The 13,737-nt window shown below is 47.2% G+C and carries 11 protein-coding genes; 4 read left to right on the top strand and 7 right to left on the bottom strand.

Annotated features, from left to right (window positions below; all coding sequences use genetic code 11):
- The first annotated feature begins 10 nt into the window (after positions 1 to 10).
- Genes fdh3B through OOK74_RS05945 form a run of 3 tightly spaced genes read left to right on the top strand, consistent with a single transcriptional unit; the run spans position 11 to position 2,102 of the window.
- Positions 11 to 619 (top strand): formate dehydrogenase FDH3 subunit beta, encoded by a 609-nt coding sequence (gene fdh3B / locus OOK74_RS05955; protein WP_278182427.1) that lies wholly within the window; start codon positions 11 to 13, stop codon positions 617 to 619.
- A gap of 6 nt (positions 620 to 625) precedes the next feature.
- Entirely contained in the window at positions 626 to 1,693 is a 1,068-nt protein-coding gene (locus OOK74_RS05950; RefSeq protein WP_278182426.1) for a formate dehydrogenase subunit gamma, read from the top strand.
- Positions 1,680 to 2,102: a hypothetical protein gene (locus OOK74_RS05945; protein ID WP_274721854.1), complete on the top strand. Its 423-nt coding sequence runs from the start codon at positions 1,680 to 1,682 to the stop codon at positions 2,100 to 2,102. Before OOK74_RS05950 ends, OOK74_RS05945 begins: the two co-directional genes overlap by 14 nt.
- 164 nt (positions 2,103 to 2,266) lie before the next feature.
- On the opposite strand, the gene OOK74_RS05940 is transcribed toward OOK74_RS05945, so the two are convergent.
- The 3 genes from OOK74_RS05940 to OOK74_RS05930 all read right to left on the bottom strand — a co-directional run bounded on the left by OOK74_RS05940 (position 2,267) and on the right by OOK74_RS05930 (position 5,330).
- The gene (locus OOK74_RS05940; RefSeq protein WP_166012991.1) at positions 2,267 to 2,749 is read right to left on the bottom strand and encodes a YajQ family cyclic di-GMP-binding protein; all 483 of its coding nucleotides are present in this window, start codon (positions 2,747 to 2,749) and stop codon (positions 2,267 to 2,269) included.
- 9 nt (positions 2,750 to 2,758) lie between these two features.
- Positions 2,759 to 3,820, bottom strand: a complete 1,062-nt coding sequence (locus tag OOK74_RS05935) for a 3-deoxy-7-phosphoheptulonate synthase (RefSeq protein ID WP_278182424.1) — start codon at positions 3,818 to 3,820, stop codon at positions 2,759 to 2,761.
- Positions 3,821 to 3,980: 160 nt separating this feature from the next.
- The gene (locus OOK74_RS05930) at positions 3,981 to 5,330 is read right to left on the bottom strand and encodes a hypothetical protein (RefSeq protein ID WP_278182423.1); all 1,350 of its coding nucleotides are present in this window, start codon (positions 5,328 to 5,330) and stop codon (positions 3,981 to 3,983) included.
- A gap of 100 nt (positions 5,331 to 5,430) precedes the next feature.
- Between OOK74_RS05930 and OOK74_RS05925 the strand changes: the two genes are divergently transcribed.
- The gene (locus OOK74_RS05925) at positions 5,431 to 6,264 is read left to right on the top strand and encodes a CvfB family protein (protein ID WP_277205913.1); all 834 of its coding nucleotides are present in this window, start codon (positions 5,431 to 5,433) and stop codon (positions 6,262 to 6,264) included.
- Positions 6,265 to 6,450: 186 nt separating this feature from the next.
- Here OOK74_RS05925 and rsmF read toward each other — a convergent pair whose 3' ends face one another.
- From rsmF to OOK74_RS05905, 4 genes are all read right to left on the bottom strand, one after another.
- Positions 6,451 to 7,872, bottom strand: a complete 1,422-nt coding sequence (gene rsmF / locus OOK74_RS05920) for a 16S rRNA (cytosine(1407)-C(5))-methyltransferase RsmF (protein ID WP_274721857.1) — start codon at positions 7,870 to 7,872, stop codon at positions 6,451 to 6,453.
- Between the two features lie 119 nt (positions 7,873 to 7,991).
- Positions 7,992 to 10,631 carry a PqiB family protein gene (locus tag OOK74_RS05915; RefSeq protein WP_274721858.1) on the bottom strand — a complete coding sequence of 880 codons (2,640 nt, stop codon included), beginning with the start codon at positions 10,629 to 10,631 and terminating at the stop codon, positions 7,992 to 7,994.
- A 9-nt stretch (positions 10,632 to 10,640) separates the two neighbouring features.
- Complete coding sequence (locus tag OOK74_RS05910) at positions 10,641 to 11,882, bottom strand: paraquat-inducible protein A (protein WP_274721859.1); 1,242 nt, start codon at positions 11,880 to 11,882, stop codon at positions 10,641 to 10,643.
- Positions 11,883 to 11,924: 42 nt separating this feature from the next.
- A complete protein-coding gene (locus OOK74_RS05905) occupies positions 11,925 to 13,721 on the bottom strand; it encodes an ABC transporter ATP-binding protein (RefSeq protein WP_274721860.1) in 1,797 nt (598 codons plus the stop codon).
- Positions 13,722 to 13,737 lie beyond the last annotated feature (16 nt).

Genomic DNA, 13,737 nt, shown 5'->3' with positions numbered 1-13,737 from the left:
GAGCTTATCCATGGCCAGAATGAAATTCCTATGTGACACCAAACGCTGTATCGAATGTAACGGTTGTGTCACTGCCTGTAAAAATGAAAACGATGATGCGTTAGAGTGGGGTATCCAACGTCGCCGGGTGGTTACTCTCAACGATGGTGAAGCCGGTGAAAACTCGATTTCCGTGGCTTGCATGCACTGCACTGATGCACCGTGTATGGCGGTGTGTCCCGCCGACTGCTTTGTGCATACCGAAGATGGCATTGTGCTGCACAACAAAGATTTGTGTATCGGTTGTGGGTACTGCTTGTTTGCATGTCCGTTTGGTGCGCCGCAGTTTCCCAAACAAGCGGCATTTGGCGAGCGTGGTAAAATGGACAAATGCACCTTCTGCGCGGGGGGCCCAGAGACAGAGCCCGGTTCCGAAGCCGAGCGTCGTAAATACGGAGCCAACCGGATTGCCGAAGGCAAGCTGCCGATGTGTGCATCGCTCTGTTCTACCAAAGCTTTGTTGGCAGGCGATGCGGAAAAGATCTCCGATATTTTCCGTCAACGCGTCGTGGAGCGCGGTGCTAAAGGTGTCGGCTGGACCAACGGTGAAAATCTCGCCTACGATGCAACCCGGAGTTAACTCGCTATGAGACAACAACTTTCTCGCGCTACTCATTTACTCGTGCTGGTGTTGACCGCTCTACTGTGCTGGTTAGCACAACCAGCAATGGCAGAGCAGAATGCTAAACCGGATGTGGCACAAAAAGAGATGAGCCAACTGGCAGGGGCCGACTTCTGGCATCAGGTTCGCCAAGGTGAAGCGGGCTACACCACGTCTAACTCGCCTGAGCATGGTGTATTGATCAGTAAACCTGGTGAAACTTGGTTTATCCTCAAAGAGAAATGGATGTCCCCCGCAGGAGCAATCGCGATTTTTGGTAGCATTGCGATGGTGGTACTGGCCTATATCGCCGTTGGCCCACTGATGCTGAGCAAACCGCGTACCGGTCGTAAACTCAATCGTTGGTCGCGCTCAGATAGGGCGCTGCACTGGAGTATGGCTTTTACTTTCTTGAGCTTGGCATTCAGTGGGCTGATGTTGGTATACGGGAAACACTTCTTAAAGCCTTATATTCCCAGTGAGCTATGGGGCTGGATCATCTATGCCGCTAAGCAGTACCACAACTATGTCGGGCCGCTGTTCTTTATTTTGTTGATGTTAGTGCTGTGCAAGTGGTGGCGTAAATCAATATTTAATAAAGTGGATCTGCAGTGGTTTATCAAATTAGGCGGCATGGTGGGTAAGCACAAAGGCACACATCCTTCGGCTGGTTTTTCTAACGCCGGAGAGAAAGCCATCTATTGGCTGCTGATTGTGTTTGGTACCTTGGCGGCTATCAGTGGGCTAGTGCTCGATTTCCCGATTTTCGGCCAGACCCGCCGTGATATGGAATGGTCCAACCTAATCCATATGTTTTCCGCATTGATCTTAATCTGTGGCTTTATCTTCCATATTTATATCGGGCTGTTTGGTATGGAAGGCGCACTAGAAGGCATGGTAACCGGTAAGGTAGATGAAACGTGGGCCAAAGAGCATCACGATCTTTGGTATCAAGAAGTTAAGCAGCGCGGTGAAATTGAAGAAATGAGTACACCTTCGCAAATGGTGTCACGGGATCAAACAAACGAAGAGGTGAGCCATGAAGCAAGATAGAGCGCATAAATCAGTTTGGTTTGTCTACATTGCTAGCTTACTGACGCCTTTCACCTGTTTGCTCTCAGGTGTGATTGGCATCATTTATGCCGGTTACCGATTGGATAAGAATCAAGATGGTGAAGTCGCGAATTCTCATTACTATGGGCTAATTCGCAGTTTCTTCCTTTATCTCACCTTCTTTGTGGTGCTGATTGTGACGGTGGCAACCAGCAACGGCATCATTATGGGGGTTAATCGTTACTGGATGCATGAAACGTGGCTTGGTCAATTAGGTTATGTGATCCCTTATCTGGGCGCGTTAATTGCCCTTGCAGCTATTTCGATTTGGATTTGGCGCATCATCCAAGGCATGCTGCAATATCGACGCCATTTGCCTCATTCACCCAGCAAAGGACCGAGTTGGTAAGCTAGCCATTCGTTTGCGGTACTTTGCACGATGATTGATTCGAGATCACAGAGTCAATCACCGTTGATAAAACAATGCCCCGAGTCACGGGGCATTCAGAATTCGTTTTATAACTATTTTCTCTTTATAACTATTCGCTTTATAACCATTGTGGTTATGTGCGATTAATCGCGAAAGTTATTGTATTGCAGTGGCTGCTCAAGATTGGCCTCACGTAGCAGCGCCATTACCTCTTGTAAATCATCGCGTTTTTTACCCGTCACTCGCACTTTGTCGCCTTGAATCGAAGCTTGCACTTTGATTTTGGCATCTTTGATCAGTTTGACGATTTTTTTGGCCAGTAACGCTTCCAAACCTTGTTTAAAATCCGCTTCTTTGTACCAGTTTTTACCAATATGAACTGAGTCGTTGGCTTTCATGGCTCGCGCATCAACCCCACGTTTGGCGAGATTACCACGCAAAATATCCATCATCTGTCCAAGCTGAAAATCATCTTCAGCCGCCAGTTTAACGGTCTCTTCTTTCAGAGAAAAACTGGCCTCTACGTTGCGAAAATCAAAGCGAGTCGCCAGTTCACGAGTGGCGTTATCTACCGCGTTACGCAGTTCAACGGCATCAATTTCTGAAACAATATCAAAAGAAGGCATAGGTTTTCCTTAATTACGGGAACGACGAACTTTGATCGATTGTGCCAACATGTCGAGCATTGTGGCGGTATCGTCCCATCCTAAACACGGATCGGTGATCGAAAGTCCATAAGTCAGGTTATTGAGATCATGCATTGGCTGGTTACCTTCCACAAGGAAACTTTCCGCCATAATGCCAGCAATTTGGTGGCTGCCCGCGGCGATCTGTTGGCAAATATCACGCGCGACATCCAGTTGTTGACGATGCTGCTTTTGGCAATTGGCATGGCTAAAATCAACCACTAAGCGCTCAGCCAAATTGAACTCAGCTAACTGTTGGCACGCCTCATTAATCGCCTCAGCCGCAAAGTTGGGGCCGGTATCTCCACCACGTAAAATGACGTGCCCAAACGGATTTCCACTGGTGCGGTAAACGGTCATGCGGCCATTTTTATCTGGTGAGTAAAAATAGTGTGAGGCTTTAGCCGCTCGGATCGCATCAATCGCAACTTTCACATTGCCGTTGGTGGCGTTTTTAAACCCAACCGGGCAGGAGAGCGCAGAGGCCATCTCACGGTGAATTTGTGACTCAGTAGTCCGGGCACCAATGGCACCCCAAGTAATGAGGTCAGCAATATATTGCCCAGTCACCATGTCGAGAAATTCTGTCGCGGTTGCTAAACCGAGTTTATTGACATCGAGCAGTAATTGGCGCGCTTTATTGAGGCCAGTTTCTAAAGCGTAGGAGCCATCTAAATTAGGATCGGTGATCAAACCTTTCCAGCCAACGACCGTGCGCGGTTTTTCAAAGTAAGTGCGCATCACCACAAACAATTGTTCTTGGTAATTGTTTTGTAGCGCAGCTAGGCGGCGGGCGTATTCGAGCGCTGCATCGGTATCGTGAATCGAGCAAGGGCCAACAATCACCAACAAGCGATCATCCTCACCAGTCAAGATCCGTTCAATTTGACGCCGAGACTGTGCAATTCTTGACGCGACAAGTTCGGTGATCGGGTGGGCGAGGCTCAATTCGGCGGGTGTTGGCATTGGACCCAATGCTTGGGTTCTTAATTCATCAGTTTTCAGTGGCATGCAAGCGCCTATCCTGTTGTGGCGAAGCGCTAAAGATAGCGAATTTGCCAGAGAGAATAAACCATTGCACCGTAAACAACGGTGTAAATGGCGTTAAATTGAGTGGCTGAAATAACATTTGGCGAAACTTTCCACACTCATCGCTCGATCAATATGGTACTTAGGTCAGCGGAATAAATTCAATATCGACAATCCGACTCCGATTGAGCACGATTTTCCAGCGGTAGTAGGTCGGTTCAGCTTTATGGTGATTCTCTTTGACAATCAAATTCAGCAGATGACGTTTTTCCACCGACTCGCGGCTCACTTGGCCATTGTTGAGCTGATAAATGTAGTTGGAACCCTTATCCATCTGGCGCATGATGGCCCGCAGGTCGACCATTAAGGTTTCGCGCGTCTCTTCATAGCCACTCATAAAGCGTGAGGTTGACATCTCAGTATGCGACCGATAATGCAAGATCTGCTCTTCACGCTGCACAATACGTTTTTTACGGATCGCTTGTATCCGGTCGGGGAGATCGCTCAATTTTTTATAATCCAACCACTCTTCTTTATCGCCCACCTGTTTACCTGTGGTTGGATCGAAATAGTGGCGGCGCCATTTTGCTTTGCCTTTACTGATCCAACGCCACATCATGTCACGCAAATCATCTTTAAAAATTTCGCGTAACGCATAAATAAACGACATGGCAATGATAAAAGAGGCGGTAATCTCTCCCCAGTAATCACGGGCAGAAATCGCAGTAATCGTCACTGCCACCATGACTAAACCGGTGGCCAGTCCTTTCACCGCGCGCTTGGTATTGTTGCCAAGTGACACTATTTTTTCATTAAGGATGATCGGATGCTCGATCAGCCGGCGCAGCAAACGCATTTTATTACTTAAGCGAGTAATGTCTTGATTGGCTTGATCGGAGTTGTATTGATTGAGCGCCCGATGAGCTTGTTCTTTTTCAATCAGAGTGATCAGGCGATCTTTATTAATTTTGTACTCATTATCCCGTGTCATGTGCGCAATCATCGATAAAAAACTTTGCTCGGTGTACCAAGACAGGTAGTTATCAATGTTGGCGTAGTAACGCTTCAACTGCTCTTCATAGGGAATGCTACGCCGTAACCGACGTAAAATATCCAGCGACAACTCAATCACACTGTCCACTTCCTCCACACTGACCGTATCGCTGGTGTTATTAAGCTGCGCGACAGCTTTATCTAGAGCAATCACATACTGGTAAGCAAACAAGCTCAAACTCACCCGATATTGTGTGGTGGAAAGATGACCACGCTGGGCTAGGCGGCTGTGTACCAGCGGCAGTAGGATCTGATCACTGTAATAGGCACGTTGCTGGTGGATCGAGCTATAAAAAAATTCAGATTCGGAGATCACTTCCGGTGAAATATCCAATTCACCCGGAATAAACAGATAAAAGTTGAGATCAAGCTCTTTACTGCCTCTCATCTGGCTGACAATCGTCAAGGTTGCCGCATCTTGCTGCTCTACGGTAATCAACGAAAACTCCTGTAAAATTGCGGGATTTATTGCTCGAATGCGAGAAAGCATACCAGAGATAACGTATAATCTCCGCAAATTTGCTGTGAGACAGTTTTATATGATTAACATTGGTCAAATTAATAGTTTAGAAGTCGTGAAATTCGCCGAATTTGGCGTTTTTTTGGATGCCGGTGAATACGGAACCACTTTGCTGCCTAAGCGTTTTGTACCGGAAGGGATTGAAATCGGGCAGTTTATTGATGTTTTTCTGTATTTTGATTCAGAAAACCAACTGGCTGCGACGACTGAAACCCCGATTGCTCAGGTCGGCGAATGGGGCTTAATGACCATCGAAGGGGTGAATAACACTGGTGCATTTGCGAATTGGGGCATCAAAGGTAAAGATTTGCTGATCCCTTACAGTGAGCAGCGAGCGCGTTTTAATGCAGGGCAGACAATTTTAGTTTATGTCTACACTGATAAAGCGTCAGGCCGCATTGTTGGTACCACCAAATTCAACAAATGGCTGGATAAAACGCCGGCTCGTTATACGCCAAATCAGGCGGTCGATTTGATCATTGCTGAACGCTCTGAACTTGGTTTCAAAGCGATTGTGAATGGCACCCACTGGGGGATGATTTTCGCCTCTGATGTGTTTGGTAAGTTATTCATTGGTAAGAAGCTGAAAGGCTACATTAAAAGTGTCCGCGAAGATGGCAAGATCGATCTTGCACTGCAAAAAATCGGCACCGAAAAAATGGATGATCTGAGCACTAAGATTTTAGACACTTTAGCGAAGAAAGGTGGTTTTCTGCCATTGAGCGATAAATCGACGCCAGAAGCGATTTTTGCCACTTTCCGCACCAGTAAAGGTACGTTCAAAAAGACGATTGGCAGCTTGTATAAGCAAGGCAAAATCGTGATTGAGAATGAGGGTATTCGCTTAGTTTAATTGCGGCGGTTAACCCAACCTCAACGCATAAAAAAGAGGCCCTAACAGTCAGGTTTAGGGCCTAGGGGAATGGCTCCGAAGAGCCTGCGCTAATCAACATCAAATCGCGATTGGTTTAGCTGTAAGCTTAGTATAGCGCTTGAAAATAGCGACCCGCGTTGACAATTTCATTCGATGGTTGAGCACTTAAAACAGATTTTTATCTCTCACCAGCTCTCTTGGTAAGCCGTTTTTCACTCGATTACCGACCCATTTACCAAGACCAATTACATGGTTAGCGTAACGGATTATCACTTCGCCTTGAGCGCTGTTCCCGCTGGGTCTGACATCTCGCCCCATAAACCATTCTCGAGCTTGATCGATATCCAATTCAACGCAGTGTGCGAGATTATCGCCAGCAAGACAGGTCGCCACCTGGTGCTGCCAGCGATAACCGGATTTATGTGCTTCAGCAATTTTTATGCCCATGCGCGAAAAACGTAATTCACCCAGTAATGGCTCTAATGCCTGTGGAAATAACCACACATCATTATCTCGTAACCAAATTTGTGAGTGATCCGGTAAGGTCACGCCAAGTGCGCGATGTAACTGCTGGGCAATCTCACTTTGCTGTTTAGCACTGGCTTTGCTAAATGGGAACTTACCTAACCGTTTGTGTACTTCAGGGGTTGGGACGGCCGCCAATTTGCGAATTTTGGCGACAAAAAAACCTTCGCAGTCATACATCTGCGGGAATATGTGTAGAAAACCTTCTTCCGTCAGAGCACGGTCGGCTTGCGCAAATAAATCCGCCAGTGACTCAAAACTGACCGCATCGCCATAGGTCTGTTTTAGATGCCAACAGACTTGTTGGTTTTCTTCACGGCTGAGGGTACAAGTTGAGTAAACTAACGTGCCGCCAACTTTCAGCGCCTGAAAGGCACTCTCAAGTAAGGCTTTTTGCGTCGCGGCGATCGAATGAATCGCTTGCATACTCCAGTTTTTCATCGCATCCGGATCTTTGCGAATGGTGCCTTCTCCCGAACAGGGTGCATCAATCAGCACCGCGTCAAAACACTCAGGCAGCCAACCGCCAAATACGCAGCCATCAAAATTGGTCAGCGCACTGTTTCGTACACCACAGCGTTCAATGTTGGCATGCAACACTTTAACTCGGCTGGCGGAAAACTCATTGGCAACCAACACTCCTTGGTTGTGCATTAGCGCGGCGATCTGTGTGGTTTTCGAACCCGGAGCGGCGGCCATATCCAGTACCCGCTCATATTCAGCGTTACCCATAAATAGCGCTGCAACAGGCAGCATGGAACTGGCTTCCTGAATGTAAAACAACCCTGCCATATGCTCCGCACTATTGCCAAGCGGTACTTGGCTTTCATCGGCTTCAATCCAAAATCCATTATCACACCAAGGCACCGGGGTGAGTTGCCAACCGTGCTCAGTGGCACGCTGCACAAAATCGGTGACTGAAATTTTTAGGGTATTGACGCGAATGCTTTTACGCAGTGGCCGTTGGCAAGCGGCAATAAAATCCGCGAGCTGCGTTGAGTCGGGGAGTATTTGCGCCATCGATGCGATAAATTCTTCAGGCAGGGCAATGTTCGGATGCACAGGCAAGTTCCGTTGTTCAATTAAGGCCGCTGATTATAACCAGATAGCCCAAGGACATAAAGGCTTGCCAAACAAGTGACAAAGCAGCCATAGGCTGCTTTGTGCTTGCTAAAAGTGATTTATGGTTTAGGGATTGGAGTGCGCCATTTACTCCATTGTTCTTGAGCTTGCGGATGAAGATAGAAGCTGTGATCTTCGGCTGCTGCGGGCAACAATTGCTTTTGATCTGGGGTGGCAAAGGTGATCCCGCCGCGTAACATACTGTCAAAGGTGCCGGCTTTCACATTAGCTCCCGTGATGCCAATCGTCATATCTACTCCGGATACGTTCCAAAATACGCTGTTTTCACGCAATAAATAGGTGTATTGCGGTGCAATCCGAATGGTGGTGATCACCCGATCAGCAAATTCGCCGAGGCGGACATCGATGACTTTACCCACCTCAATATCGCGATACAGGATTGGGGTGCCGACACTGACGGAGCCGCGCTTTTCACTCTGCAAGATATAGGTTTTTCCCGCGCCACCATGACGCGCTTCTTTGTGCAAAGCAAATTCATAACGGTCAGCACCACTACCGGGTTGAACTTCAATACTTTGTCCCAACAAATTCTGCACGTTTTCAATTCCGCTTAAACCGATTTTGGCTTGTGAGAGCCAAAATTGTGAATTCTGTTTAGCGATTTTAGGTGCATATTGTGGCTCGATACGCGCTGAGAGTGTGACAAACTCCGACTCAAAATCGGGGATCACTTGGAACACTTCACCAATTTGTACCCCTTGATACTGCACTGGTGTGCCCACTTTTACCCCTAAGGTACCTAAAGCGGTGAGGGTGATTTTTTCGCCGTAACGGCGAGCATGATCATAGTCACGATACAGTTTCCACATCGCACCCACTTTGTTTTCAATTCCTGGCAGGCTATCAAAGGCAATCCCACCACGCAGTAAGGTTTGTAAGGGCGCGGCTTTAACATCCACCCCATCCAGTGAGGCTTTAATTTCCACTCCTGAGCGATTCCAAAACACCGTATTGGCGGTCAGCAGATGTTGATACTGCTTTTCAATGGTTGCTTCAATTTGCACGCCGTTTTTGGTCAGCGTAAAACCGGCAATGCTCCCGACTTTTAAATTACGGTATAGCAGGGGAGAGCCTGCATTGATCGAGGGAAGCTCATTGGCAAATAGGGTCAATGAGCGTGAGCCGGATTGATTGTATTTGGCCAATTCGGCCAATGATTGGCTGGCAAACAGGCGATACTGATCAAGTACGGTGTCACTGCCTTCGCTCGCAAAACTGATCGAACCTAAAAGCAACTGTTTTGCCGGAGGAACAGAAACAGATAGCCCTGATTCCGTTAATTCCGCTGAGGCACTGCCAGTAACATAAAACCGGTTTTGTGAACGGATCAACTCCCGATACTGCTCATCAATCACCACACTAAACTCGACCGCATCGAGTTTAAGCTTAACGTCGGTAATGCTACCTACCGCGACCCCGCGATAAAGGATCGGCGTTCCGGCCTCCAAGCCAAATGAATTATCGGCGACTAAGTTAAAACTGATGCTATTAGCTCGCGCATATTTGAATTCATTCTTGCGTATCGCATTGAAAGTCCGCGCACGTTCTCCTGAGCCTGGGATCAAGGAGAGGTAATTGCCTTTAACGAGATTGGTTAAATTTTCCACCCCAGTCAGAGAGACTTGCGCTTCTTCCAAAATGAACTGGCTACCACTATTGAGCATGTCACTAAATGCTGGTTGAATCGCCGCGGCAGCGACAATGCTGTTCCGATTGTCGGTCAATTGTAAGTCGGTGATTTGGCCAATTTCGATCCCGCGATACATAATTGGCGCACCCGCAGCCGAGATATGGTTATCATCTGGTAAGGTAATGGAAATTGCGATCCCACGTCCGGCGGTATTTAGATCGCGATATAAGCGAAATTGAGCATTTTGCTCCACGGGTTTACCTTCTTCCGGTGAGTCCACCGCGATGGAACCGCCAATCAGGGCACTTAAGTTTTCCAGTCGCACATCCACGCCATCAAAACCGATCCGAGTTTCCACCCCACTGACATTCCAAAAACGGCTTTCGGTATTAATAATATGGCGGTACTCATCTTTGATTGAGATGTGAATGGTCACCGATTGCGCATCATCATCCAATTGATAGCTAAATACTTCACCAATAGGGATTTTTTTATAGACAATTTGTGAACCGACTGAAATACCGCCTAAATCATCTGCTTTGAGCGAAATGGTCAAACCGCGCTGAGCCAGCAAATCAGAGGGGGCAGAGTCTAAGGCTTGGTATTGGGTTGGGTAGTCATCTTGATGCAAGGCGCCGGGTTGAATGGCAATATAGTTGCCAGAGACTAAGGTATCGAGCCCAGAAACGCCGGATAAACTGGCGGTCGGTTTAACCATCCAAAAACGGGTTTGGCTAGATAACAATTGCGTCGCTTCTGGGTAAATATCCGCGTGCACGTAAATGCTGTCGAGAGCTTCCGAAAGTTTGATATCGCGAACCATGCCGACTTCTAAGCCTTGATAGCGAATCGTGGTACGTCCGGCAACCAACCCTTGTGCATTTTCAAACTGAATTTGAATCCGCACTCCGGCATCGTGGATCGCTTTGAATACTAACCAGCCCGCCAACACCATAGTAACCAGTGGTAAAATCCATAGTGGAGAGAATCCTCTCGATTTGCGGATATCCGGTGTGTACGCCGTTTGTGTTGTATTTTGTTGACTCATTCAAACAACCTATTGTTGAGTACCCGTGGAGTTGTTCTCATCCCATAGTAGGCGAGGGTCTAAACTCTCCGTCGCCAACATCGTCAGAACCACAACCATACCAAAAGCGACCGCCCCATAACCTGGGCTAAAATCAAGGATTTGACCTCGATCAACCAAGGTGAGCATAATCGATATTACAAACAGATCCATGACTGACCATTTACCGATCCATTTAACACCGCGATAAATAATCATCCGTTGTCTACGATGCACTTGGCGCTTAAATTTAATCGCCAATAATAAGTAGGCGAGGCCGACTATTTTAATCACCGGCACTACAATACTGGCAATAAAAATAATCAGCGCGATACCCCACATACCATTTTTGACTAACGATAAGATTCCGGAAAAAATCGTATCCTCAATCCGTTGACCTTTGGTGATCAAAATCGAAATCGGGATCAAATTAGCCGGAAAAATCGCTACCGTGGCCGCCAAAACATAAGCCCAAGTACGCTCAATCGAATTCGGTTTGCGATGCTCAAGCGGATGCTGGCAGCGAACACAATGTCGGCTTTCTGGTTGAGAAAGATGACAGTGATAGCAATGTACTTGTTTACTCGATAGGCAATATTCGCTTTCGCTGTGCCAAGCTTCCCAGTAGTGGCGAGTGCTGATCCGGCTAAGCAGTAATAGCGTGCACAACTGCAGTAGCACCAGCCCCAATAACCCAGGTCCAATAAAAATGTCGGAATAATCTTTCAGTTTAAAACATGAAACGGCCACACTGACTAAAAATACATCTAACATCACCCACGCTTTAAGATGATGCAGCAGGAATAATGCATAGCGTAGCAGTGAAAAGTAGCCAAAGCGGAGCGCGCAATGGGCGCTGATCACACTTAAACAAAGCAGTAGCGGCGCGATTGAGCTACAAAACAGCACCAGTATGGCTAAAGGCCAATAGCCTTCGCTCCATAATGCCACCACGCCTTGCGGTAAGGTGGCAGGGATCAGTACCCCAAACAAACGAATATTGATATAGCTGAAAAAATGCGAGGGAATAAACAGCAGTAAGCCGGTAATCGCCAGTGCTAAATGACCAGTAAGCAATGGCGTACCACCGCGATAGAGTTGAGTTGCACAGCGAGGACAATAAGCGGTGTAGCCTTGAGCAGCAGGCAAGGCATCGATTGCCAACTCACAACCGGGACATAAACGGATATCACGCGCTGGTGTGGCATGTTGAGGTAATGAATTGGGGATCATGCGCTGATCCCCTGATGTAACGTGAGATGAGGTGAGTGATGATTAGTGCTGCGACTGTAGCGTGCCATACAGGGTTTGATAGAGACCTTCTTGTGCAAGTAGCTCACGATGCGTGCCTGATTGGCTAACATGTCCATCTTCCAGTACATAAATTAAGTCCGCTTGTTTCACCGCTGATAGGCGATGCGCCACAATCAAGGTTGTGCGTCCTTTTAGAAACTCTGACAGCGCACGATGTAATGCCGCTTCGGTTGCGGTATCTAATGCGGAGGTCGCTTCATCCAAAATCACAAATTTCGGGTCACAAAGTACCATACGCGCGATAGCAAGGCGTTGTCTTTGTCCACCAGATAAACGGATCCCATTACGACCAATTTGCGTATCGAGCCCGTGATCGAGCTTACTGATCACATCATGCAATTGAGCGATTTCTAACGCTTGCCACAAGGCTTGATCATTAAATTGACCGCCAAGGGTAAGATTATGCCGCAAAGTGTCATTAAACAGTATAGGTTGTTGTAAAACAACAGCAATTTGATCACGAATTACTTCGAAGCTGATGTCATCACAATGCTGTCCATTAAAGCGAATTGCGCCACTTTGTGCGCGATATACCCCGATTAATAGCTGGATCAGCGTCGATTTACCACCACCACTGGCACCGACCAATGCGACTTTTTTACCCGCTGGAATGGTTAAAGAGAGCTGATTTAAGACTTGGGTTTCCTCATCATAGGAGAAATTGACCTGGTCGATCTCAATCGCGACTTCACCCGCTTGCGTAAATGGGTTGACCTTGCTGACCGGGCGATACTCTTCTTCTAGCTCTAATAAGCCATTAATTCTCGTTAAGGCCGCTTTAGCCGCATACCAAGAAAACTGAACACTGAGCAACTCTTGAACTGGACCAAGCATAAACCACAAATAACCAAACACTGCAAAAATCTGCCCGATAGAGAGGTCACTAAATACCACCATTAACATAGCAACCGCGCGGAACAGCTCAAACCCCAGTAAAAAGAGTAGGAAGGAGAGGCGACTGGCTGCTTCCGATTGCCAAGCGTATTTATCGGCATTGCTCCGCACTGCATCGGCATCGGCAATCAGGCGGCGAATAAACTCACGCTCTTTATTGGCGGCACGTAACTGATAGATACCATCTAAAGTTTCCACCAGCCGATTTTGAAAGCGCTCAAAGGCTTGGTTCTCTTTCTTCTTCAGGTGTTTAACTTGGCTACCGAGCATTTTTGAAAAATAGATAACAATCGGATTGACCAGCAAAATAAACAGCCCGAGTCGCCACTCCAGCCACAGCAGCACTATACCAATCCCGATCACGGTTAATAACGAGATCAAAAATTTACTCAACGTGGAACCAATAAATTGATCGATGGTTTCAATATCGGTGACCAGATGGGCATTAATCCCGCCGCTACCGCGGGTTTCATACTGGCGAATACTGATCCGACCTAGCTTCTCAATCATCTTACGTCGCATTTCGTAAGTAATGGTTTTCGAAACCAAGGTAAACTGGCGGTTTTGTAAAATGTTTAACAACTGGCTGATAATGCGCAGCACGATCACCATCAGCAGAGTCAGCATGATATAGCCAGTCGCGGTATGCCAAGCCTGAGGAAGAAAATGATTCATCACCGCCAACCCTTTAGCGGGTTGATTGAGCAGAACCTCATCCACCATTAATGGCATTAGTAGCGGAATAGGTACGCTGATCAGCGTGGCGATAATGGCAATCAAGTTAGCAAACAGCAGTTTAGCTTGATGTTTTTTTACTTGAGTTATCAGCCAAGAACGGCTAATAGTGTCATTGAAGTACGTCATATTAATGAGAATGCAT

Source organism: Vibrio misgurnus, from assembly GCF_029635775.1.
In the GTDB taxonomy this organism is placed as follows: Bacteria; Pseudomonadota; Gammaproteobacteria; order Enterobacterales; family Vibrionaceae; genus Vibrio; species Vibrio chanodichtyis.
This window is presented reverse-complemented; position numbering and strand designations above follow the sequence as displayed.